The sequence below is a fragment of the Bacillus yapensis genome (assembly GCF_005280205.1).
Taxonomy (GTDB): Bacteria; Bacillota; Bacilli; order Bacillales; family Cytobacillaceae; genus Robertmurraya; species Robertmurraya yapensis.
On sequence record NZ_SUND01000001.1, the window covers coordinates 46,166 to 68,261 of the forward strand.

A 22,096-nucleotide genomic window follows, 5' to 3' on the forward strand; every position below is an offset into this window, starting at 1 on the left:
TCACCTAGTTCTCTATTAATAAGAGAAATTTTTCCGGTTAAGCTATACATTCTTCTTAAGTTTAATATTTTTAGAGCATTAAGCGAAAAAACTCCGCCTATTTCACCTAATAACCATTAATTTCCCAAGATAAACGGAATTTCTCCAGTTAAGCGGGGACACCTGTTGAAAAACAAAAAATCAACAATGAACATTAAAAGATCCTAAAAGAAAATAGACTTGTTTAGCTTAATACTTTTTTAATTCGTTCGATGGCCCAATCTAATTCTTCTTGCTTAATGACGAGTGGAGGTGCAAAACGAATAACCGTATCATGGGTTTCTTTACATAATAGTCCTTCGTCCTTTAATTTCTCACAATATCCTCTCGCTTCTTCATGAAGCTCGACTCCAATAAACAGCCCTCTTCCACGAACTTCTTTGATAATCGGATTGTCAATTTCCTTCAGTTTATTTTTAAAATACTCTCCTAATTCAAATGAACGTTCTGCTAGCTTCTCATTCACTAAAACATTGAGAGATGCAATGGAAACTGCACATGCCATTGGGTTTCCTCCGAAGGTTGAACCATGAGACCCTGGATTAAATACTCCAAGTATTTCTTCGTTGGCAACCACACATGAAATTGGGAATACGCCACCACCTAGTGCTTTACCTAAGATATACATGTCTGGAACAACGTCCTCCCAGTCACATGCAAACATTTTACCGGATCGTGCTAAGCCAGCTTGAATTTCATCCGCAATAAAGAGGACATTGTTATCCTTACAGAGCTTATACGCGTTTTGTAAAAATCCTTCCGGTGGGATGACGATTCCTGCCTCCCCTTGAATAGGTTCGACTAAAAAGGCTGCCGTATTAGGCGTAATCGCGTTTTTCAAGGCTTCATAATCTCCATAAGGAATTAATTTAACACCTGGCAGCATTGGACCAAAGCCGCGCTTATATTCCTCATCGGAAGATAAGGAGACGGCCGTCATTGTTCGACCGTGGAAGTTTCCGATACAAGCAATTATTTCTGCTTGATTGTCTGCAACCCCTTTTACATCATAAGCCCATCGTCTCGCAGCTTTGACAGCTGTTTCAACCGCCTCCGCTCCTGTATTCATTGGGAGTGCCATATCCTTATTTGTTAATTTGCAAACCATTTCGTACCAGGGACCAAGCTGGTCGTTATGAAAAGCCCGCGATGTTAACGTCACCCGATCTGCTTGCTCTTTTAAAGCCTTAATAATTTCTGGATGGCGATGTCCCTGGTTAACAGCTGAATATGCACTTAACATATCCATATATTTATTGCCTTCAGGATCCTCTACCCACACTCCTTCAGCTTTAGAAACCACAATCGGAAGCGGGTGATAGTTTCTAGCACCATACTTATTCGTTTGTTCGATTATATTTTGAGATTTGTTTGTCATAGGTTGCACTCCTTCTTTTTTTATCTATCACAATTTTATTGCAAGTTGTGTGCCAAGTTGAAAAACGGGGTTAACCGCGATCTTTATCATATTATTACGCAAAAATATTTTGCTTTTCCAATTGATTGATTGCAAAATTTTCTTGCACTATATATGATGAAAAGAGGTAGAAGAGGAGGAAGAAACGATGAACGAAGGTAATAATGAGTTGATATTTGGAAAAGTCCTTGATTCGATTGATGCAGGTGTACATGTTATTGATTCTGAGGGCAATACGATATTTTATAATAAAAAGATGAGTGAGATCGAAGGGATGAAAATAGAGGATGTCCTTCATAAGAATATCCGTGAGATTTTTTCCTTTCATAAAAATGGGCAAAGCACCCTCCTCCTTGTCCTCAATCAACGATCCGAAATATTGAATGTCCGACAATCATATTTTAACAATAAGCAACAGGAGATCACGACGATTAACAATACATTTCCAATCGAGAAGGACGGCATTCTAATTGGATCTATGGAAATCGCCCGTGATGTGACGAAAATAGAAAAAATGATTCAGGATACTATTTTTCATAAAGGAGACGCCAAATATACCTTTGAGAGTATTATTGGTGTTAGTACGGCTATCACTGAAGTTATCGAAGCTAGTAAAAGAGCAATGCGAACAAACTCTTCCATCCTCATAATTGGCGAGACAGGCACTGGAAAAGAGCTCTTTGCGCAAAGTATCCATAATGGTAGCAGTCGTTCCACTAAGCCGTTTATTTCACAAAACTGTGCAGCTATTCCAGAAACATTAATGGAAGGAATTCTTTTTGGCACAAAAAAAGGTGCCTTTACAGGAGCGATCGAACGTCCTGGATTGTTTGAACAGGCTGATGGTGGGACATTACTATTAGATGAAATCAATTCTCTTGATCCTTCTCTACAAGCAAAGCTATTAAGGGTTATTCAGGAAAGAACAGTACGAAGAGTTGGCGATACAAAGGATCGCCCTGTGGATGTACGGATCGTTGCCACAGTCAATCAAGATCCAATCGATTTGATTACAAACGGCTTGCTTCGTAAAGACTTATTTTATCGACTCAGTGTCGTGTCATTATTTATTCCCCCTCTCCGGGAAAGAAAAGACGACATCGATGAACTAGTTCCATTTTTCATCGAAAAATATAACCATCTATTTGGGATGAAGGTGTTTGGAATAGATAGAAGCTTAATGGAAAGCTTTCTTGAATATGATTGGCCGGGAAATGTTCGCGAATTGGAGCATGTGATTGAAGGGGCAATGAATCTGATTGACCTAGAAGAAATTATTACTTTTTCCCATCTTCCAAATCATATTCGGAATAAACCACAATTTAGCAGATCTGCTGAGATGAACAACGGGGATAAGCAGATACAAGCAGAAAAACCACTTGATCTTTATTTACAGGATGCAGAAATTTCTTATTTAAAAAGAACGCTACAACAGCAAAATGGCAATATTACGAAGACCGCTCAGACACTTGGGATGAGTCGGCAAAACTTGCAGTATCGTTTACGGAAATATGGGATTAGCGGTAAATAAACGCTGTTTTAGCAGCAATGGTTGCGAAAAGAGCCCAATTAAAAAACCGGGCAATATTCGCCCGGTTTCTCGATAATTAGCGTTGAGATTGCTCAATCCACTCTTGAAGCTTATCTTTAAGTGTGTTGAAGCCTTGTGGAGCTTCTTCTTGCTTATAAGCAACTGCTGCTGCTGCTTGACGCTTACGAGGCTTTTTAGCTGCTTTTGGAGCTTCTGTTTGTGCAGGAGCTTCTTGAGTAGCACGGATAGATAATCCAATCTTACCTGCTGCTTCATCGATAGAAAGCACCTTAACAGATACTTCATCTCCTACTTTTAAATGCTCATTAATGTCTTTAACGAAGCCATGTGTAACTTCAGATATATGAACAAGTCCTTGTGTATTTTCATCAATTGCAACAAACGCACCATAAGGTTGGATACCTGTTACTTTACCAGTAACAACACTTCCTACTTCGATCTTTTCAGTCATGTAAACACTCCTAGTTATAATATATTTTTTATACTTTTCCCTACTCTATAAGGCGATAACCATACATTCTTAAGCAGGATTGCCTTTAGAGCTTAACTAAACCTTAGTAAACATGGGCCAGAACCACATTTTCCGCCCAAACGATTTTGTATCAAATAGATAAATTTCTCTAAGGTAAGCTTCCCTTTATACGCAATAAAAAATTATATCACATGTAGGAGGTTTTGACAAAAGAGAGAAGCGCTGATTCTTAATCAATTTCCTTATTCTGTCATTAAATATATAGGCTGTTCTCCTATTTCTAAGGTGGAATGCTCATAAAAATTCAACTTTTTTCCACAGCAAAAATATTTAGGTCCATTCTTCAACGGATACTTTAGCAATCAAAAACTGGAGTAGGTCCTCTCTTAAATCATCCTGCTGGAGTGCAAATTCAATCATCGTTTGAATAAATCCTAATTTCTCCCCTACGTCAAAACGTTTACCCTCAAATTGATAAGCATACACTCTTTGCTGCTGATTTAATTGTTGAATAGCGTCAGTGAGTTGGATTTCACCACCTGCGCCAATTTCTTGTTTATCAAGAAAAGTAAAAATTTCCGGAGTAAAGACGTATCGACCAATAATTGCTAAATTAGACGGTTCCGTACCAAGCTTAGGCTTTTCAATTAGGTTCCTAATTTCATAACGACGACCATTTTGACTTTTGTAGTCAACAATTCCATAACGATCCGTTTCTCCCCTAGGTACATTTTGTACAGCTATAACGGAAGCTAAGGTTTTCTCATATTCATCCATTAATTGTCGCAAACACGGTTTCTGAGACTGCACAATATCATCCCCAAGCAAGACTGCAAATGGCTCATTATCGACAAATTTTCTTGCGCACCATACTGCATGCCCTAATCCTTTCGGTTCTTTTTGGCGAATATAATGAATGTCTACCTTTGATGGAGCCTGAACCTTTTCAAGCAACTCATATTTGTTTTTCTCTATTAAATTGTTTTCAAGCTCAAACGCATTGTCAAAATGATCTTCAATCGCTCTTTTGCCTTTACCTGTTACAATGATGATGTCTTCAATTCCTGAGGCAATCGCTTCTTCCACAATATATTGGATGGTCGGCTTATCGACGATAGGTAACATTTCTTTTGGCATCGCTTTTGTTACTGGTAAAAATCTTGTACCAAGTCCCGCTGCAGGAATAATCGCTTTTCTTATCTTTTTCATTCCCCATCCACCCCTCGTGTTCTCTTTATTTAATCTATATGTAGCAATCAATTTGATATTGCCCAGTTGTTTCTTCTAAACTTCATTTAACTAAATGAATATTAAATGCTTGTATATGTTTTATTTGATTGAATTAAAAAGTTGTTAATTTTGTTTTGATTTTTATTTGAACTTCGTAGTACCATGAACAAATACAAATTGATTGAAGGAGATTTACATACATGAATACACAGGAACAGTGGACATCGAAATTAGGCTTTATTTTGGCCGCAGCGGGGTCAGCGATTGGACTCGGTGCAATTTGGAAGTTCCCTTATGTTGCGGGAACGAACGGAGGAGCAATTTTCTTTCTTATTTTTATTTTGATGACCATATTTATTGGGGCACCCATCTTAATTGCTGAATTTGTGATTGGACGGCGTACACAGAAGGATGCGATTAGTGCCTATCGTGAACTTGCACCACGCTCGCCTTGGCAATTACTTGGTTATTTAGGAGTAGTAGCATCGATTATTTTATTATCCTTCTACAGTGTTGTCGGAGGATGGATTTTATCCTATTTATGGAGAAGCTTTACAGGGGCGTTTTCTGGATTATCTCAAGCAGAATATGGTTCCTTATTTGAAAATACGATTGGCAATCCGATCGAAGCAATCATTGCTCAACTCATTTTTATGATTTTAACTATTTGGGTCGTTCGAGGTGGTGTACAAAAAGGAATTGAGAAGGCAAATAGATATATGATGCCTGCTTTGTTTATCCTTTTCATTGTACTAGCTATCCGCTCTATGACATTACCAGGAGCATCCACAGGAATTGAATTCCTACTCAAGCCTGATTTTGGCCATATTTCCGCTAAAACGTTGTTGCTTGCTTTGGGCCAGTCTTTCTTTGCTTTAAGCGTCGGTATTTCCGTAATGGTCACATATGCATCTTATTTATCTAAAAAAGAACATATTGTTAAGTCAGCTTTTTCTGTAGTCGGATTAAACATATTGATTTCATTATTGGCAGGGCTTGTGATTTTCCCAGCGGTTTTCGCTCTCGGATTCGAGCCTACTGCTGGACCAGGTTTAGTGTTTGTCGTGCTACCAGCTGTTTTTAATGAGATTGTTTTTGGTGGCTTCTTCTTTGCGATATTTTTAATCTTACTCTTGTTTGCCACTTTAACTTCCGCTTTTTCCATTTTGGAAATCGTTGTGTCAGTGTTGGTGAAAAACGATTCTCGTAAAAGAAATAAAGCATCATGGTTAGCAGGAATTATCATCTTTGTTGTAGGAATTCCAAGTGCCTTGTCTTTCGGAAGTTTAGCAGACATCACCATTATGAATCGAAGTATTTTTGATTTCGCCGATTTTCTCGTGAGTAACATCAGCTTACCACTTGGCGCGTTATTTATTTCTTTGTTTGTCGGCTACCGAATTCCAAGAAAAATGGTAAAAGAGGAGTTAGAATCGGGAACAAAAGGATTAGGAATACTTTTTGACGTATGGTATTTCGCTATTCGTTTCATTGTTCCGATTGGGATTCTACTAGTCTTTTTGAATTCAATTGGGTTAATTTAAGAGTTAACAAAATATTCAAGTTAGCGAAGTTTAGAGTCAGACCTTCCATGATACAATGAAAATAGAATAGATCTGGAAAGGAAGGTGTGACCATGGCTTCAATTGGCGAAAATATTAAGCTATATCGAGAAAGAGTGAATATGTCCCAAGAGGACCTCGCAGTAAAAATTCGTGTCGGTGCTGCGAGAATTGAGAGTTACGAATCCGGGGAACAGATTCCAACGAAAGAAACGATCCTTAAAATTTCAACTGTACTTGATATTCCTGCTTCAGAACTTTTGGATACAAGAGCATTGTGAGACCTAAAGACTTACTCAAGAGGACAGCCGAATGTGGCTGTCTTTTTCTTTGTTTCGTTTTTGCTTTTACATCTGTGAAGATGGGGAGCGCGATTTTATAATTACCGATGACTCTAGTTTTTTTCACGACAGGCATTATAGTTGTTATCTTCTCAGAAAACAAAAGAACGTCACCCGATGAAGGCAACGTTCTCCCCAAACATATACTATAGTCTTTCAAGAAAGCTCTTGATTCTTTTAATCGATTCCTGAAGCTGTTCCATTGAGGAAGCATAGGAGCAACGGATATGCCCCTCTCCACTTTCTCCAAACACATCTCCCGGAACAACTGCAACCTTTTCTTCTAGTAATAATCGTTCAGCAAACTGAAGCGAGGTTAACCCAGTACTTTTAATAGAAGGAAACACGTAAAATGCTCCACCCGGCGTGTGACATTCTAGTCCCAATTCGTTCAAGCTATGTACAAAATAATTTCTTCTGCGTCGATAGCTCTTTCTCATTTCTTCCACATCGTCGCGTCCGTTTCTTAACGCTTCTACGGCTGCAAATTGAGCCATTGTCGGTGCACACATCATCGCATATTGATGAATCTTTAGCATTGCCTGCGTGATTTCTTCAGGAGCACAAACAAAGCCTAGACGCCATCCAGTCATGGCAAAACCTTTGGAAAAACCAGAAATAAGAATCGTTCGCTCTCTCATCCCATCAATGGCCGCAAGACTGACAAATTGTTCATCGTAAGACAACTCTGCGTAGATTTCATCTGATAAAATCAGCAAATCATACTTTTTCGCCACTTCAGCAATTCCGATAAGATCCTCACGGCCCAGCATTGTTCCGGTTGGATTGTTTGGTGAGCAAAGGATAATCGCCTTCGTACGAGCGGTAATTGCTTGTTCTAACTCTTCCTTTGAAACCTTAAAATCATTTTCCTTTTTTGTATTTACCGTAACAGCCTTACCACCTGCTAATACTACTAACGGTGCATAGGAAACAAAGCTAGGCTCGATCACAATTACCTCATCACCAGGATCAACGATGGCACGTAAAGCAATATCCAACGCTTGGCTCGCACCTACTGTTACAATGATTTCATTTTTAGGAGAATAAGATACACCGAAACTCTGCCCCATATAAGCAGAAATTTCTTCTCTTAATTCCAGCAAACCAGCATTAGCCGTATAAGAAGTATATCCTTGCTCTAATGATAAAATTGCTGCTTCTCGAACCGACCAGGAGGTAACAAAATCAGGTTCTCCAACCCCTAGTGATATGACTCCTTCCATACCAGCAGCTAAGTCGAAAAAACGTCTAATGCCAGATGGCTTTAATTCTTCTACTGTCTTTGATAAATAACTCGTTTTTTTCATATTAAGGAGACACCACAATTCTTCGGTCATCATCATTTTGTTCAAAAATTGTTCCATCGTGCTTATATTTCTTCAGAATAAAATGAGTTGTTGTGGAAAGAACTGAGTCTAATGTAGAAAGCTTATCAGACACAAAGTGTGCGACCTCATTCATCGATTTTCCTTCAACAACAACCGATAGATCGTAAGCACCGGACATTAAATAAAGTGCCTTTACTTCTTTAAAACGATAAATTCGCTCAGCGATTTCGTCAAAACCAACACCACGTTTAGGAGTTACTTTTACATCAATCATGGCCGTTACACCTTCATGACCAGCAATTTTTGACCAATCAACAATAGCTGAATATTGAACAATGACGTTGCTTTCTTCAAGTTTCTTGATTAAAACTTCTGTTTCTTCTAGACTTAGATTTAACATTTTCGCCATATCTTCTGTTGAAGTACGTGCATCTTTTTCTAATATTTCAACAATTTCAAGCTCTTTTTCAGTTAGCTTCATAAAGACCACCTTAATCCTTCATAAAATATTTAAATTATAGCAAAATATCCTTTAGTTGAATATTTTATTTTTACCTATTTTTTTAAAAACATTTTTCATAAGGAGGATTGTTCATGGAATATCCCCATTACAAAGGTCATAAATTAATCAACGGCAATGACCTTTATTACGAGTATTATAAAAATGAATCGTCCTCAAGAACGGTCGTATTAATTCATGGCTTCCTTTCCTCTACCTTCAGTTTTCGTCGCTTGGTCCCTTTACTGCAGGAGGAGTATAATGTTCTTTCGGTTGACCTTCCTCCGTTTGGAAACAGCGGGAAATCAACACAATTCGTTTACTCATATGAAAATATGGCAAAATCAGTGATAGCACTTACTCAACAATTAGGGATCGAACAATTTATTCTCATTGGACATTCTATGGGCGGTCAAATTTCTTTAAATATTGCCTATATGCAACCGGAACTCGTGGAAAAAGCAATACTTCTATGTAGTTCAGGTTATTTAGAACGGTCCAAGCAATCTTTAATTTTACTGAGTCATCTGCCCTTTTTTCATTTGTTTGTAAAGCGACACCTAGCCAAATCAGGTGTACTTAAAAACCTTCAAAATGTCGTCTATCGTCAGGAATTAATTGATGAAGAAATGTTCCATGGCTACATGAAACCATTTTTAGAAGAGCAGATTTTCAAAGGGTTAACTCGGTTGCTACGAGATCGGGAAGGAGATTTACCAGAGAACGTATTGCAGAAAATCGAGACACCTTGTTTATTGATTTGGGGAGAACAAGATAAAGTTGTGCCATTACATATTGGGAAGCGTTTGAAAAAGGATTTGAAGAACGCCAAACTTGTTGTCTTACAGGAAACTGGTCATTTAGTGCCCGAAGAGCGGCCAGAAGAGGTTTTTTCACATATTAAGGAGTTTATTGAAGGGGCTTGAGTGCCCCTATTCATATAGAACATGATCCTTCGTTTTTAATAAGCAAAAGTTCACGAGCGATGCTTAAACATTTTTCTAAAGGAATGACTTCCTCAAAGGAAAATTCATAAATCCCTTGAATTTTCCGTGCTAGCTTATCTTCATCTTCAATATAATGAACCGCTGCAGCAGAATCTGCAACCTCTGGATCATAAGCCTCCTCACCGTATCCAAGAGGATCCCATTTTTTCAAAGCCTTCACGAGTCTTAAATTGGTTTCTAACATTTCCATTCTTATCACCTAATTTTATGACAATTTGATTTAAATTTTCGTTTTATTATTCTATCATATAAATAGCTAGGAATATATTTCGAGGAATGGGGTGCAACAATGGGAAATTATGATTTTGATAAAAGGATCGATCGCCAAAATACGGCTTCCGTTAAATGGGGCCTCAACAACGTTATTTTTGGCACAGACGACGTATTGCCGATGTGGGTAGCAGATATGGATTTTGAACCTCCTCATGAGGTAAGCGAAGCCCTTAGAGAACGGCTAGAGCACGGCATCTTTGGCTATACATACATACCTGAAGCAGCAGCCGATGCCATTCAATCATGGGTGAAAAAGCGCCATGATTGGGATATTCAAGCTTCTTGGATTTTATATAGTCCTGGTGTTGTTCCTTCGATCGGGGTCGCCATCCATGCATTCACGCAACCTGGAGATAAAGTGTTGATTCAATCACCAGTCTACACACCGTTTTTTAATACGATTGAACAAAACGATCGTGTTGTTGTGAATTCACCACTCATCTTAAAAGAAAATCGCTATGAAATTGATTTCGCAGATTTTGAAGAGAAGCTAAAAGAAGATGTGAAGCTTTTCATTCTATGCAATCCACATAATCCTAGTGGACGGTCTTGGAATGAGGGTGAACTAAGAAAAATCGCTGATTTGTGTATGCAATATAATTGTCTAGTTGTTTCCGATGAAATTCATTCAGACTTAATGTTCAAGCCAAATCGACATGTCCCGATTGTTTCATTGGATGAAAAATACCAAAATCATATCATTACCTTTGTTGCACCAAGTAAAACATTTAATTTAGCAGGTCTCCAAGCTTCTGCCGCCATTATTCCAAATGCCGAACTTCGGAAAGCTTTTAAAACGACACAAGGAAAGCTTGGGTTCTTTCATTTGAACATCTTTGGTGTTACGGCAATGGAGGCAGCCTACCGTCATGGTGAAGCTTGGTTAGAGGAACTCATTGCCTATGTGAAAGAAAATATCGACATTACTACCGATTTTATCAAACAAGAATTGCCGGAACTTACCGTTATGGAGCCTGATGGTACATATTTGCTTTGGATCGATTGCCGTAAGCTTGGATTGTCCGATGAAGAACTGAAAGAAAAGCTGATTAAAAAAGGCAAGATCGGGCTTGAGCCTGGTCCAAAATACGGTCCTGGCGGTGAAGGCTTTGTCCGCATGAATCTCGCTTGTACACGCGAGACGCTTATGGATGGGCTTGAGCGGTTAAAAAGAGCATTCTCTTAAGTGGATTTCCGGAAATAATCGCTGTTTTTCCGGAATTATCTTGAAAGTTCCGGATAAAATTAGTTTTTTCCGGGATTAGTGTCTCAATTTCCGGAATTACTTATCAAAATTCCGGAATTCCACTTTCAAGCAAAGCAAAAGCTACCTAGCTCTTGAACTAGGTAGCTTATTTGTCTTGATGCTGCTTTAGCATTTTTTCCTCAAGTTCTTTCGTTTTTTCTTCGTCACGCTTCGATTTTTTGATGATCCAACGCATTGTGATAATCGCTGCAATCAAAAAGATAACAGACGTGATTCCCGCAGGAATATATTCTGTTTTATCCTCAGGAAAATATAAAAATAGTGAAAGTACACTCCAATATAGCATCGGTTTCTCCCCTTCTGTCCAAACCATTCTCTTGGTTCATTATATCCTCACAAACTCGGAATTCAAAGCACTTTGTTTTTCATTAAGATTGGGTCATAATGAGGATAAAGCAATTAGAAAGGGGCGAGAACATGAGTGAATTGAATATCGGCGATTATGTGACCGCGTTTTATAAAACGGGAAAATATATCGGAGAAATCACAAATATACGGGAAGAACACTATTTGGTGAGGGTATTAGCCGTGGCTAAACATCCGATGCAAGGAGACATACATAGTGGGAAGGAAGTAGACGTTCCTTTTTTCCATGAAAGAAGGGCACTAGCCCATCGTGAACAGGCAAATATGCCGAAAAAAATGGTTAAACCTTATGAAGGTGAAGTTCCCGAGTATAAGGAATCCTTAAAAATGGCTGTGGAGAAATTAAAAGAGGAATTAAAAGAGGATGCTTCCCCTTGGGCACAGCAAAGCTTAAAACATATCGAAACCCTCGAGCAAGATTATTTCAAATAAGTATAATAATAAGCCAAATCGTAGGATATAGATTTGGCTTATTAGGCAAAATTTTTATTAAACAACTTGGAAAAATCGACCCGATCCCCAATCGTTGTGGGTTCGTGTTGCTTTAAGTATTTTTTATCCTTTTCAACTAGATTGAAAATATGATAGGTCGTGAGCGCGTCGTCTAATGCTCGATGATGCTTTCCAACGCCTTCTTTTCCATATTCCTCGACAGCCTTCCATAGGCCCGTTTGATTTTGGTCTCCAAAAAAACGCTTGTACTCCATCGACAAATCAATTTCTTGACCCTTTATCGGAAACGAAAAACCACCTTTTTGGCAATTGTTGCGGAGAACCTTCATATCCATGTTCCCCCAAGTTACGACTGTATTCTTTTTCGAATCAGAGGTAATATCCTCAAACTTTTGCACTAGCTCCGCAAAAGACATCCCTGTATCCACTTGTTCCTGTGAAATATTCAAAAAGGATTTGCAGCGTTCGGACAGGATTGGATAACATACCGGCGTGACATAAGAAGAAAATGTATCATAAATTTGATTATTGCGCACTGCCACAATCCCGACTTCAATAATCTCAGGAAAAAAGCCACGATACTTGGCACTTTTTTCAGGCATCGTAAATTCAAAATCTATGAATAAATATTGGTGCTCCACCATTTATTCCCCTCCCTCCTTAACTTATTATTTATTCCTATAGGCAATCAACCATTCCGAAAATATTGAATGGTTATTAGATTTATTCATTATATCATTTTTTAGAATTGTTTTTTAACTTTTCTGTGAAAACTTCTTTCTAAAATTACCACGTGAAATTGAAAATATTGTTAAATTATTTTTCATACAAGTCTCTTTTTTCGACACAAGTTGTTCTATAATGAGGTAAGTTCAAATAATTTACAGATTATACTAGGAAGGAACGACTAATAATGCGGGTGTTTACTGGCTACTTTTTTATCATACTATTATTACCTGTATTTATTATACTTCTCATTCAGCTTTCCGAAGAGACTAGTAGAGTACAAAGCTTTCATAAGGTACTCGATAAAAATATTCAGGTTGAAGAAACAAACCTCTCCCAATCCAGCTTTATAAAGGATCAAAACGGGAAAATTGTTTCAGAAATTCACAAACCTATGAACCGAATCTATGTGAGTTCTGAAAAAATACCTGAATTCATAAAAGAGATTTTTATTCTTTCAGAAGACAAGCATTTTTATGAGCATGCTGGTTTTGACATAGCCGCAATGGGTCGAGCCCTAGCGGTAAATATTCAAGCAAACGGGATTGAAGAAGGTGCGAGTACGATTACCCAACAGCTCGCACGTAATCTTTATTTATCTTATGAGCAGACCTATAATCGTAAACTAAGTGAGGTCCTTTATGCTTATCAGCTGGAGCGTATGTACTCCAAGGAAGAGATATTGGAACTCTATTTAAATACGATTTATTTTAATAGCGGTGCTTACGGGATTGAGGCAGCTGCCAACACTTATTTTCAAAAAAGTACTGAACAACTAACGAAAGCAGAGCTAGCTTTTTTAGCAGCGATTCCGAATAATCCAACCCTTTACAATCCGATTACGCATTTTGATCAAACAAAAGCCCGTCAGGAACGACTAATCGATTTAATCACCAAGGAAGGTTTCCTAAATAACGAAGAAGCAATTGCTCTAAAAGGAGAAAGCATTCAACTTAATCCGAAGAAGAGGATCGATCTATATCCAGATTATATTACGTATGTTGAAAGTGAATTAAAGGATTTAATTGCTCAATCAGAAGGCTTCACTGCACAAATGGCCGAAGCCGATGCTTCTCAAAAAGAGTTACTGGAAAAGAATTTGGACACTCGAGTAAACGAAATTATTGCTTCAGGTATTGTCATTGAAACTGCTTTGAATCCGACGGTTCAGGAAAGAGCAGTTCAAGCCGTGAAGCGATATCTTCCATATGAAGACATCGAGGGTTCAGCAACCGTGATTGATCATGGAGCACATGAAATCATCGCCCTTGTTGGTGGAAAAAATTATCAGAAATATGATTTTAACCGCGCCTATCAAGGGTACCGTCAGCCTGGCTCGGCGATTAAGCCATTGCTCGTCTATGCACCTTATATCAATCAGACAAACGCCACTCTATCTGAAAAAATAAGTGCTGATAATATATGCTTTAATGAATATTGCCCGAAAAATTATGGCGAAGGCACTTACGGAATGGTTACGCTTGAGCAAGCGTTAATAAAGTCCTACAACACCCCTGCAGTACGGATTCTGAATAAAACTGGAATCGAGAACGCCTTTAATGACTTGGCTAAATTCCAATTCAAAAAGGTCACTGCTGAAGATCAACGATTACCTGCAGCAATTGGTGGATTTTCTTACGGTATGACTTCTCTTGAAATGACCAATGCCTTTACCGTTTTTGCGAATGGGGGCAACTACCAACCTGCTCGAACAATTCGGCAAGTGACCGACTTAAGTGGAAAGGTACTTTATAAGTGGGACGACTCTCTGACCGTTGTATGGAACAGTACAACCGTTGATAAAATGAGGACTCTATTAAATAAAGTGACAACCTCCGGAACAGGAAGAAAAGCTTATTTCCCAAGTCCTTATATCGGTGGAAAAACAGGAACTACGAATGATTACCATGATTTTTGGTTTATTGGGTTAACCGATAAAGTAACAGCTGGCGTATGGGTCGGCAAAGACAATCCCGCAAATATTAAATATGTAGAATCAACCGCTCCTCACCAGCTTATTTGGAAGGAAATTGTTTCGGGGATTAAATAAATGTAGTATAAATGAGCTTGGCTAGTGAATGAATTAAGCTTGATTGACAACTTGATTGATTTTCGGCTAGATTTTGTCATTCATTCTCTGGTTATTTGACAGATTAGGCATCATTTTACTAGATTCTGTCATTCATTCTCTATTTGAGTGACAACTTGATTGATATTTAACTAGATTCTGTCATTCATTCTTTGGTTGTTTGACAGATTGGGCATCATTCTACTAGATTCTGTCATTCATTTTGTGTTTCATTGACAACTTGATTGATATTTAACTAGATTCTGTCATTCATTCTCTATTTGAATGACAACTTCGGCCAGATTCAACCAAATTTTGTCATTCAAATCACAAAGTTTGCGTTTAGCTCAAGCAATAAAATCAACAAAAGCTTTCCCCTAAAGGACATCATCCTAAGGGAAAGCTTTTTTATTATCCTTGCACAGCGTTCTTTTTCCCACGTAGCGCCATTGGGGTATAAACACAATATGGTTCACTTTCTAAATAGTCTCCTGTTACAGCATAGGTCCGGGAACGTGATCCCCCACAGACAAAGCGATATTCACAGACTCCACATTTCCCTTTGTATAGATCTGGATTACGTAGCTCCTTCAAAACTGGAGATTCACGGTAAATTTCTTTTAGTGGCTTCTCTCTAACGTTTCCAACCTTAATTGGAAGAAGTCCACTTGGGAGAACGTCGCCAACATGGGAGATAAAAATGAAGCCATTTCCGTCATTTACTCCTTTTGGAGCTCGCTTAAGTCCGTCAATCATGGAAGCATGATCAGTCGTGATCGTATCCTCATAGCGAATCTCATCACCATCAATACGGTGCTCTCTTGCTTTTTGCTGTAAAACGACTCGACGATAATGCTGAGCAGCCGTTGTCTTAATATCAAATGGCGCTGTTTTACTTAAATCATACAACCAGCGAAAGACCTTCTCATGTTCAGCAGGGGTAATACAAGCATCTTCCTGTCCTCGACCAGTCGGAACAAGGAGAAAAATATACCACATAATTGCCTTTAGGTCCTTCACAAGCTCAGCCATTTGCTCAAGATGGTCGTAATTATAACGAGAAATAACCGTATTGATTTGGAGTGGCATATTTAATTCATTCAAGTACTTAATTTTTTCTAATGTTAGATCAAAAGAACCTGGTGTTCCTCTAAAATGGTCATGTATTTCTGGGGTAGGTCCATCAAGACTGAATCCCCATCTTGAAAGTCCAACATTCTTCGCTCTTTCCATTTTTTCCTTCGTTACGTTTGCGGTAGCACTTGGCGTCATCGACACGCGCATGCCTTTTTTAACCGCATATTCTGCTAAATCGAATAAGTCCTCTCGCATCATACAGTCACCACCAGTGAAGACGAGCATCGGATTATTCATTTCGTATATTTGATCAATGAGCTGAATTCCTTCCTCGTGTGTGAGCTCTCTCGGATCAGGTGTTGTTTGCGCGTCTGCTCGACAATGCACGCATTTTAGCTGACAGGCTCTCGTTACTTCCCATATAGCTATAAAAGGATTTTCATTATAATCAATTGTTTTTCCCATTCCATGTGGATGTGCTTTAACATGCATATTGCTCACCTAGTTTCACATTATATTTTTTATTTAATTATAAAAATTATAAATAAGATGAGCAGTTACATTTGTCACTTTCACCAATAGAAAAAAGAGGAAATCCCATTGCAGCGGGACTTCCTCTCCTACTAAATTGGCAAGCTTGCCATAATACTGTTGTATACTTTTACCGCCAAATATAACACACCAGTTAACAACCCAGACCAAATCACAACTTGAAAAAAGATTACACCGATTGTCCCGGCAAAGGTCATAGAAGAACTAATTTTAAAGACAAAATAAATAAAATATACGACTGTCGTCAACACAAAAATCGCCACAATGCCGATCATGCTAAAGAGACTAAAGAGCGATAAAGCTCCGCCAATAAAATAAATGAGTGAACCAGCACGAATATGCTTCAAACTATCTCCTTCTGAATCCTTAGAAAAGAAAAGGAGAGAAATCTCATTCACTGTATTAGCGATTAGCTTCAATGCAGCAAACACCATAAAAAAGAGAATTAGAAGTAAGCTGAGTAGGGCTAATTTAATGCCACCATCAGTAAAGAATTCCTTCATTCCCTCATAAATACCAGCATTTTTTAAAATCTCAAGGAGCTCCATCTCAACTGGAATGGATAGAGAAAGGCTGAACAAAAGTATCGCAAGAAGTGGAAAGTAGCTTGTTAAGTATGTATTTTTCATCCTAATTCTCCAACATCAAAAAGTAGATTTCACCATGATGAAATCTACTCTATTATGAAAGAATTATCATTTACTGACAAGTTTTTTCCATTTTATAGTTCTTCTATTCGCACATATTCTCTTGCTTTAAAAACTTTATATCTTCTAGGTAAATTCTGCACGGGATTAGAGATTGGCATGATCTCTACGATGTTTTCATCCTCCAACCCAATCATCGGATCATAGAATTCCCTTTTATGCTGACTTTCCCAAAACCATGCTAGAGAAAATAGGAGGAGAAAAATGGTCGTGACTGTTAGTATTTTTCTTCTCATTTCACACACCTCCGTCTTTAGGTTAGTGTGTCAAAACCGGCTTAATTTTATACTCAAATTCATATTTTTTTAGAAATTTTTCGTCGTATTTTTACGCGTTTCTACCTATTTATTATAAAAGGCTAGAACCTTAAGGAATAAGCCATTGATCCATGCAACTAGATACTTTTTCATGTATAATTTTATGTATACGAAATTCATAATCGTCGAATCTTAGGGAAAAACAGATACAGGAATGATATATTTTTTGTTGGATTTTTTAAGGGGGGGTTGTTTTGTCATTGTTGCATTTAGCTATTATTGCACCATTGCTATGGGCTATTTTAGTCCCACTTTTTTATAAAAGCTTTCGTCAAATACATACTGGATGGTTTGTATTACCACTACCGATTATTCTTTTTATTTACTTCTTTTCCTTTATCTCCACAACGAGGCATCAAGCTATCGTTATGGAAACGCTTAACTGGATCCCATCTATGGGGATTAATTTCACGGCAAAAGTGGATGGACTCGGACTTCTTTTTGCCCTGTTAATTACCGGTATTGGGGCATTAGTTATCCTGTATTCCATTTACTATTTATCAAAAACCAAAGAAAAACTAAATACCTTTTATACTTATTTGCTCCTTTTTATGGGAGCTATGCTTGGAGTTGTTCTATCCGATAACCTTATCGTCATGTATGCTTTTTGGGAATTAACAAGTTTCTCCTCATTTTTACTGATTGGTTATTGGTATCATCGAGAAAAATCTCGATATGGTGCTCAAAAATCGATGATCATCACGGTATTTGGTGGCCTTGCCATGCTCGGAGGGATTGTCCTTTTACACTTGATGACCGGAAGCTTCAGCATTACGGAAATCATTTCTCAGTCACAGGATATTGTAAGTCATTCCTTATTTATTCCCGCATTACTTTGCGTGTTATTAGGGGCATTTACAAAGTCCGCTCAATTCCCCTTTCACATCTGGCTTCCAGATGCTATGGAGGCTCCTACACCAGTTAGTGCATACCTTCACTCTGCTACGATGGTCAAAGCAGGCATTTATTTAGTCGCACGACTTACACCTGTATTTGCTGTAGATGGATTATGGGTTTGGTTAGTCGCTGGATTTGGAATCGTGACCCTATTCTGGGGTTCTTTCTCGGCTGTAAAACAAACCGATTTAAAAAGCATTCTGGCATTTTCAACGGTCAGTCAGCTCGGATTAATTATGTCTTTACTTGGAGTTGGTGCAGCAGCCCTTCATTTTCCAGGTGTAAAAGACAATCTATATATTGTTGCCACAACGGCAGCCGTATTCCATTTAATTAATCACGCTACCTTCAAAGGAAGCTTGTTCATGGTGGCAGGTATTGTCGATCATGAAACGGGGACAAGGGATATAAGAAAGCTTGGCGGATTAATGCATTTTATGCCAATTACGTTTACGATCGCGATTATTGGAACATTTTCCATGGCTGGACTACCGCCATTTAACGGATTTTTAAGTAAGGAAATGTTCTTTACCGGAATGCTTCATGTTCTTGAACTAGATCTATTTAATATCCAATCCGTTGCGATTCTGTTTCCAATTATTGCATGGATCGCAAGTGTCTTTACGTTTATCTATAGTATGATGCTTGTTTTTAAAACTTTTACCGGGAAACATCAACCAGAAAAATTGGACAAGAAGCCTCATGAGGCACCAATCGGAATGCTAATTTCTCCTACGATATTAGCTTCACTAGTGATTATTATTTTCTTTTTCCCAAATTCTCTTCTATCAGAGAATATTATTTCACCAGCACTAGCGGCCATCTTCCCAAGTCTATTGAATACGGGAACTGAGTTCGTCACCCATATTGGGATATGGCATGGCCCAACACCTGAACTGTTCATGACATTAGGTGTCATCGCTCTAGGAATCTTGCTCTATCTCACGTTTCCAAAATGGCGCAAAGTCTACAAGCTATTCCCAGATAAGCTTGCGCTAAACCGTCTATACGATGGGATAATAGATCGTTCTCAAAGCGGTTCTTATCGTTTAACGACTTCCTATATGACGGGTTCTATTCGTAGCTATTTAGTGTATATTTTTACATTCTTTATTATTATTTTGGCAACTTCACTCGTTGTAAAAGATGCTTTTAAACTAGATACAGTTCACGTGTCTTCCATTGGAATCTATGAATTATTGCTTGCCCTTTTCGTTGTCATTGGCGCAATTAGTACTGTTTTTGCAAAAACGAGATTGGCCTCCATTCTTTTACTAGGGGCAGTTGGCTATACGGTATCGCTGTTCTATGTTTTGTTTAGAGCACCCGATCTCGCTTTAACACAGCTCGTGATTGAAACAGTTTCCGTTGCTTTATTCTTAGTCTGTTTCTATCATTTGCCGAAGCTGCGTAAGGAAGATTCGCGTGTACGCTTTAAATTAACAAATGCACTGATTTCTGTCGGAGTAGGGGTAATGGTAACATTGATTGCTTTATCTGCTCATAGCAATAAATTCTTTAAGTCTATTTCACAGTATTACATTGAAAATACGTATACAGAAGCGGCTGGAAAGAATATGGTGAACGTTATCCTTGTTGACTTCCGTGGCTTCGATACCCTTTTTGAAATCACCGTATTGGCGATCGCTTCATTAGGAATTTACGGAATGATCCGTTTACGTTTAACAAGGAGGGATGAAGAATGAGATCGAACAATAATATCATTCTAGAAACAACGATGAAAGTTGTTCTCTTTATCATCGTCCTTTTCTCTGTCTATATATTCTTTGCTGGACACTACTACCCAGGTGGAGGATTTATCGGAGGGTTAATGACATCAGGAGCGATAGTCCTCCTTTTAATCGCATACGACATCAAGACCGTTGCAACGATTTTACCGGTAAATTATCGGACAATGACCGGAATTGGACTTTTGTTTGCAATCGGAACAAGTGCAGGTTCGCTTCTATTTAACGTCCCTTTTCTGACTCATGCATTCGGGCATATCGAGGTGCCGATTCTCGGTGATATCTCCCTTCATACAGCAACCTTATTTGATTTAGGTGTGTATTTAGTTGTTGTCGGAGTCACAATGACCATTATTCAAACGATAGGAGAGGATGAATAGTGGAAATAGTAATGGCAATTGTTATTGGAATTTTGTTTATGACCGCTACGTATTTAATGCTCTCAAAGAGCTTATTACGCATCATCGTCGGGACCGGATTACTCAGTCACGGAGCTCATTTATTGATTTTAACAATGGGTGGGTTAAAAAGAGGTGCTGCTCCACTTTTAGGAGAACAAGGACCCTATACAGACCCATTGCCTCAAGCACTTATCTTAACAGCTATTGTTATTAGCTTCGGGGTTACTGCCTTTTTCTTAGTATTGGCATATCGGGCATATAAAGAACTAGGCACGGATAACATTGAAAAGATGAGAGGAAATAGAGGCAATGAATAATTTAATCATTTTACCAATATTAATCCCTTTTGTTACTGCAGCAATCCTTATCTTTTTTCATAAAAAAATTCGGATTCAAAGATGGCTCTCTGCCCTTTCATCGATCGCCACCATCTTTGTTGCTTTGGTCCTTGTTCAAAAGGTCCATACAGATGGGATTCAATCACTAAATATTAGTAGCTGGGACGCTCCATTTGGGATTACACTCGTTTCAGATATGCTGTCAGCCCTACTCGTATTAACTACGAGCGTTGTAGCATTTGTCTGTCTGATTTATTCGTTTAAGTCTATCGGAGCAGAACGCGAAAAATTTTATTATTATCCCGTATTCAATTTCTTAATTGTTGGGGTCAACGGCGCTTTCACGACAGGGGATATTTTCAATCTCTTCGTCTTTTTCGAAGTAATGTTGATGTCCTCCTATGTATTGTTAGTTTTAGGCGGTACGAAAATCCAACTAAGAGAGTCGATTAAGTACTTGCTCGTGAACGTCATTTCTTCGGCACTTTTTGTTATTACAGTGGCCTATCTCTATTCTGTAGTTGGAACACTGAATATGGCTCATATTTCTCAGCGTATCGCTGAAATTGGCCAACCAGGAATTTTATCGGTTATTGCCGTGTTATTCTTGATTGTATTTGGATTAAAGGGAGCTATTTTCCCTCTATATTTCTGGATGCCAGGCTCCTATTATGCACCGCCTGCACCAGTCTTAGCTCTATTCGGTGCTTTATTAACGAAGGTTGGAGTTTACTCCATCACAAGAACGTATACATTGTTCTTTTACCATGACCAAGGCTTCACACATGAGCTCTTGCAGCTTTTAGCTATCGTTTCCATTATTGCCGGTGTCATTGGTGCCATCGCCTACTGGGATATGAAGAAAATTATTATTTATAACATCATCGTAGCAGTTGGTGTAATCTTATACGGCGTTTCAGTGATGAATATTGATGCACTAACCGGCTCAATCTTTTATCTCATTCATGACATGATTATTAAAGCAGCGTTGTTCCTACTCGTTGGAACTATCATTGCGATTACGGGAACAAGTAACCTGAAAAAAGTGAGTGGCTTAATCAAACGCTATCCTGGGCTCGGTTGGACCTTCTTTATCTCAGCCTTAGCACTGGCCGGAATTCCTCCTTTAAGCGGCTTTATTGGGAAATTGCTGATTGTTCAAGGAGGATTTGAGGGAAGCAGCTATGTCGGAGCAGGCGTCGTACTTATGTCGAGTTTACTCGTCCTCTTCTCTGTTATGAAAATCTTCATCAATGGATTTTGGGGCGTTCATCGGGCATATGAAAATGAGGACAAAGCTCCAGTAAAATGGCTTCTTATTTCTCCTGTGATTTTGGTTATTTTATCAGCATTGTACGGTATTGGCACAGAGGCAATCTTACCGTATATTTCTCAGGCAGCAGAAACCTTAGCAAATCCAAGTATTTATATTGATGCTGTCTTAAAGGAGTGATGG

The 22,096-nt window shown here is 38.5% G+C and carries 22 protein-coding genes; 11 read left to right on the forward strand and 11 right to left on the reverse strand.

The genetic code is table 11. The annotated features are described in order from the left end of the window. Positions 1-223 precede the first annotated feature (223 nt). On the reverse strand, positions 224-1,417 hold the full coding sequence (locus FAR12_RS00225) for an ornithine--oxo-acid transaminase (RefSeq protein WP_126405227.1): 1,194 nt from the start codon (positions 1,415-1,417) through the stop codon (positions 224-226). A 187-nt stretch (positions 1,418-1,604) separates the two neighbouring features. Between FAR12_RS00225 and FAR12_RS00230 the strand changes: the two genes are divergently transcribed. Further along, a complete protein-coding gene (locus FAR12_RS00230; RefSeq protein ID WP_126405228.1) occupies positions 1,605-2,987 on the forward strand; it encodes a sigma-54 interaction domain-containing protein in 1,383 nt (460 codons plus the stop codon). Between the two features lie 76 nt (positions 2,988-3,063). Here FAR12_RS00230 and yugI read toward each other — a convergent pair whose 3' ends face one another. Together yugI and galU are read right to left on the reverse strand one after the other, a co-directional pair. After that, positions 3,064-3,477: a S1 domain-containing post-transcriptional regulator GSP13 gene (yugI, locus tag FAR12_RS00235; protein ID WP_488154031.1), complete on the reverse strand. Its 414-nt coding sequence runs from the start codon at positions 3,475-3,477 to the stop codon at positions 3,064-3,066. Positions 3,478-3,810: 333 nt separating this feature from the next. After that, positions 3,811-4,689 (reverse strand): UTP--glucose-1-phosphate uridylyltransferase GalU, encoded by an 879-nt coding sequence (gene galU, locus FAR12_RS00240; protein WP_126405230.1) that lies wholly within the window; start codon positions 4,687-4,689, stop codon positions 3,811-3,813. 221 nt (positions 4,690-4,910) lie between these two features. Between galU and FAR12_RS00245 the strand changes: the two genes are divergently transcribed. Together FAR12_RS00245 and FAR12_RS00250 are read left to right on the forward strand one after the other, a co-directional pair. Continuing rightward, positions 4,911-6,254 carry a sodium-dependent transporter gene (locus tag FAR12_RS00245; protein WP_126405231.1) on the forward strand — a complete coding sequence of 448 codons (1,344 nt, stop codon included), beginning with the start codon at positions 4,911-4,913 and terminating at the stop codon, positions 6,252-6,254. 92 nt (positions 6,255-6,346) lie between these two features. Continuing rightward, positions 6,347-6,553, forward strand: a complete 207-nt coding sequence (locus FAR12_RS00250; protein ID WP_126405232.1) for a helix-turn-helix domain-containing protein — start codon at positions 6,347-6,349, stop codon at positions 6,551-6,553. A gap of 206 nt (positions 6,554-6,759) precedes the next feature. Here FAR12_RS00250 and FAR12_RS00255 read toward each other — a convergent pair whose 3' ends face one another. Together FAR12_RS00255 and FAR12_RS00260 are read right to left on the reverse strand one after the other, a co-directional pair. Continuing rightward, complete coding sequence (locus tag FAR12_RS00255) at positions 6,760-7,923, reverse strand: aminotransferase (RefSeq protein ID WP_126405233.1); 1,164 nt, start codon at positions 7,921-7,923, stop codon at positions 6,760-6,762. 1 nt (position 7,924) lies between these two features. Continuing rightward, positions 7,925-8,425: an Lrp/AsnC family transcriptional regulator gene (locus FAR12_RS00260; RefSeq protein WP_126405234.1), complete on the reverse strand. Its 501-nt coding sequence runs from the start codon at positions 8,423-8,425 to the stop codon at positions 7,925-7,927. 113 nt (positions 8,426-8,538) lie between these two features. Between FAR12_RS00260 and FAR12_RS00265 the strand changes: the two genes are divergently transcribed. Further along, positions 8,539-9,369 carry an alpha/beta fold hydrolase gene (locus FAR12_RS00265; RefSeq protein ID WP_126405235.1) on the forward strand — a complete coding sequence of 277 codons (831 nt, stop codon included), beginning with the start codon at positions 8,539-8,541 and terminating at the stop codon, positions 9,367-9,369. Positions 9,370-9,379: 10 nt separating this feature from the next. Here FAR12_RS00265 and FAR12_RS00270 read toward each other — a convergent pair whose 3' ends face one another. After that, positions 9,380-9,640 (reverse strand): DUF1871 family protein, encoded by a 261-nt coding sequence (locus FAR12_RS00270; protein ID WP_126405236.1) that lies wholly within the window; start codon positions 9,638-9,640, stop codon positions 9,380-9,382. Between the two features lie 99 nt (positions 9,641-9,739). Between FAR12_RS00270 and FAR12_RS00275 the strand changes: the two genes are divergently transcribed. Next, entirely contained in the window at positions 9,740-10,909 is a 1,170-nt protein-coding gene (locus tag FAR12_RS00275; protein ID WP_126405237.1) for a MalY/PatB family protein, read from the forward strand. A gap of 166 nt (positions 10,910-11,075) precedes the next feature. On the opposite strand, the gene FAR12_RS00280 is transcribed toward FAR12_RS00275, so the two are convergent. Next, positions 11,076-11,276 (reverse strand): hypothetical protein, encoded by a 201-nt coding sequence (locus FAR12_RS00280; protein ID WP_126405238.1) that lies wholly within the window; start codon positions 11,274-11,276, stop codon positions 11,076-11,078. A gap of 131 nt (positions 11,277-11,407) precedes the next feature. Here FAR12_RS00280 and kapB point away from each other — a divergent pair, with 131 nt between their 5' ends. Then, positions 11,408-11,788 carry a kinase-associated lipoprotein KapB gene (kapB, locus tag FAR12_RS00285; RefSeq protein ID WP_126405239.1) on the forward strand — a complete coding sequence of 127 codons (381 nt, stop codon included), beginning with the start codon at positions 11,408-11,410 and terminating at the stop codon, positions 11,786-11,788. Positions 11,789-11,829: 41 nt separating this feature from the next. Here kapB and kapD read toward each other — a convergent pair whose 3' ends face one another. Beyond that, positions 11,830-12,453, reverse strand: a complete 624-nt coding sequence (gene kapD, locus FAR12_RS00290) for a 3'-5' exonuclease KapD (RefSeq protein WP_126405240.1) — start codon at positions 12,451-12,453, stop codon at positions 11,830-11,832. A 269-nt stretch (positions 12,454-12,722) separates the two neighbouring features. On the opposite strand from kapD, the gene FAR12_RS00295 reads away from it, so the two are divergent. Next, the gene (locus tag FAR12_RS00295; protein ID WP_170972031.1) at positions 12,723-14,585 is read left to right on the forward strand and encodes a transglycosylase domain-containing protein; all 1,863 of its coding nucleotides are present in this window, start codon (positions 12,723-12,725) and stop codon (positions 14,583-14,585) included. 429 nt (positions 14,586-15,014) lie between these two features. Here FAR12_RS00295 and FAR12_RS00300 read toward each other — a convergent pair whose 3' ends face one another. From FAR12_RS00300 to FAR12_RS00310, 3 genes are all read right to left on the reverse strand, one after another. Next, on the reverse strand, positions 15,015-16,172 hold the full coding sequence (locus tag FAR12_RS00300; RefSeq protein WP_126405242.1) for a TIGR04053 family radical SAM/SPASM domain-containing protein: 1,158 nt from the start codon (positions 16,170-16,172) through the stop codon (positions 15,015-15,017). Between the two features lie 131 nt (positions 16,173-16,303). Then, positions 16,304-16,861, reverse strand: coding sequence for a DUF5366 family protein (locus tag FAR12_RS00305; RefSeq protein WP_126405243.1), 558 nt, complete (start codon positions 16,859-16,861; stop codon positions 16,304-16,306). A 92-nt stretch (positions 16,862-16,953) separates the two neighbouring features. Next, positions 16,954-17,175: a hypothetical protein gene (locus tag FAR12_RS00310; protein ID WP_126405244.1), complete on the reverse strand. Its 222-nt coding sequence runs from the start codon at positions 17,173-17,175 to the stop codon at positions 16,954-16,956. A gap of 275 nt (positions 17,176-17,450) precedes the next feature. On the opposite strand from FAR12_RS00310, the gene FAR12_RS00315 reads away from it, so the two are divergent. The 4 genes from FAR12_RS00315 to FAR12_RS00330 are packed head-to-tail and all read left to right on the forward strand — an operon-like array spanning position 17,451 to position 22,093. Continuing rightward, a complete protein-coding gene (locus FAR12_RS00315; RefSeq protein WP_126405245.1) occupies positions 17,451-19,859 on the forward strand; it encodes a Na+/H+ antiporter subunit A in 2,409 nt (802 codons plus the stop codon). Continuing rightward, positions 19,856-20,281, forward strand: coding sequence for a Na(+)/H(+) antiporter subunit B (locus tag FAR12_RS00320; protein ID WP_126405246.1), 426 nt, complete (start codon positions 19,856-19,858; stop codon positions 20,279-20,281). Before FAR12_RS00315 ends, FAR12_RS00320 begins: the two co-directional genes overlap by 4 nt. After that, positions 20,281-20,619 carry a Na(+)/H(+) antiporter subunit C gene (locus FAR12_RS00325; protein WP_126405247.1) on the forward strand — a complete coding sequence of 113 codons (339 nt, stop codon included), beginning with the start codon at positions 20,281-20,283 and terminating at the stop codon, positions 20,617-20,619. The genes FAR12_RS00320 and FAR12_RS00325 overlap by 1 nt, the downstream gene beginning before the upstream one ends. Further along, positions 20,612-22,093: a Na+/H+ antiporter subunit D gene (locus tag FAR12_RS00330; protein ID WP_126405248.1), complete on the forward strand. Its 1,482-nt coding sequence runs from the start codon at positions 20,612-20,614 to the stop codon at positions 22,091-22,093. The genes FAR12_RS00325 and FAR12_RS00330 overlap by 8 nt, the downstream gene beginning before the upstream one ends. Positions 22,094-22,096: the final 3 nt, after the last annotated feature.

Excerpts from the sequence above, each read along its gene's own strand:
- FAR12_RS00250 (WP_126405232.1), top strand. The coding sequence starts at position 6,347 with ATGGCTTCAATTGGCGAAAATATTAAGCTATATCGAGAAAGAGTGAAT.
- galU (WP_126405230.1), bottom strand. The coding sequence starts at position 4,689 with ATGAAAAAGATAAGAAAAGCGATTATTCCTGCAGCGGGACTTGGTACA.
- kapD (WP_126405240.1), bottom strand. The coding sequence starts at position 12,453 with ATGGTGGAGCACCAATATTTATTCATAGATTTTGAATTTACGATGCCT.
- FAR12_RS00245 (WP_126405231.1), top strand. The coding sequence starts at position 4,911 with ATGAATACACAGGAACAGTGGACATCGAAATTAGGCTTTATTTTGGCC.
- FAR12_RS00310 (WP_126405244.1), bottom strand. The coding sequence starts at position 17,175 with ATGAGAAGAAAAATACTAACAGTCACGACCATTTTTCTCCTCCTATTT.
- FAR12_RS00225 (WP_126405227.1), bottom strand. The coding sequence starts at position 1,417 with ATGACAAACAAATCTCAAAATATAATCGAACAAACGAATAAGTATGGT.
- FAR12_RS00265 (WP_126405235.1), top strand. The coding sequence starts at position 8,539 with ATGGAATATCCCCATTACAAAGGTCATAAATTAATCAACGGCAATGAC.
- FAR12_RS00305 (WP_126405243.1), bottom strand. The coding sequence starts at position 16,861 with ATGAAAAATACATACTTAACAAGCTACTTTCCACTTCTTGCGATACTT.
- FAR12_RS00255 (WP_126405233.1), bottom strand. The coding sequence starts at position 7,923 with ATGAAAAAAACGAGTTATTTATCAAAGACAGTAGAAGAATTAAAGCCA.
- FAR12_RS00280 (WP_126405238.1), bottom strand. The coding sequence starts at position 11,276 with ATGCTATATTGGAGTGTACTTTCACTATTTTTATATTTTCCTGAGGAT.
- FAR12_RS00320 (WP_126405246.1), top strand. The coding sequence starts at position 19,856 with ATGAGATCGAACAATAATATCATTCTAGAAACAACGATGAAAGTTGTT.
- FAR12_RS00295 (WP_170972031.1), top strand. The coding sequence starts at position 12,723 with ATGCGGGTGTTTACTGGCTACTTTTTTATCATACTATTATTACCTGTA.
- FAR12_RS00300 (WP_126405242.1), bottom strand. The coding sequence starts at position 16,172 with ATGCATGTTAAAGCACATCCACATGGAATGGGAAAAACAATTGATTAT.
- FAR12_RS00270 (WP_126405236.1), bottom strand. The coding sequence starts at position 9,640 with ATGGAAATGTTAGAAACCAATTTAAGACTCGTGAAGGCTTTGAAAAAA.
- FAR12_RS00230 (WP_126405228.1), top strand. The coding sequence starts at position 1,605 with ATGAACGAAGGTAATAATGAGTTGATATTTGGAAAAGTCCTTGATTCG.
- FAR12_RS00260 (WP_126405234.1), bottom strand. The coding sequence starts at position 8,425 with ATGAAGCTAACTGAAAAAGAGCTTGAAATTGTTGAAATATTAGAAAAA.
- FAR12_RS00275 (WP_126405237.1), top strand. The coding sequence starts at position 9,740 with ATGGGAAATTATGATTTTGATAAAAGGATCGATCGCCAAAATACGGCT.
- kapB (WP_126405239.1), top strand. The coding sequence starts at position 11,408 with ATGAGTGAATTGAATATCGGCGATTATGTGACCGCGTTTTATAAAACG.
- FAR12_RS00330 (WP_126405248.1), top strand. The coding sequence starts at position 20,612 with ATGAATAATTTAATCATTTTACCAATATTAATCCCTTTTGTTACTGCA.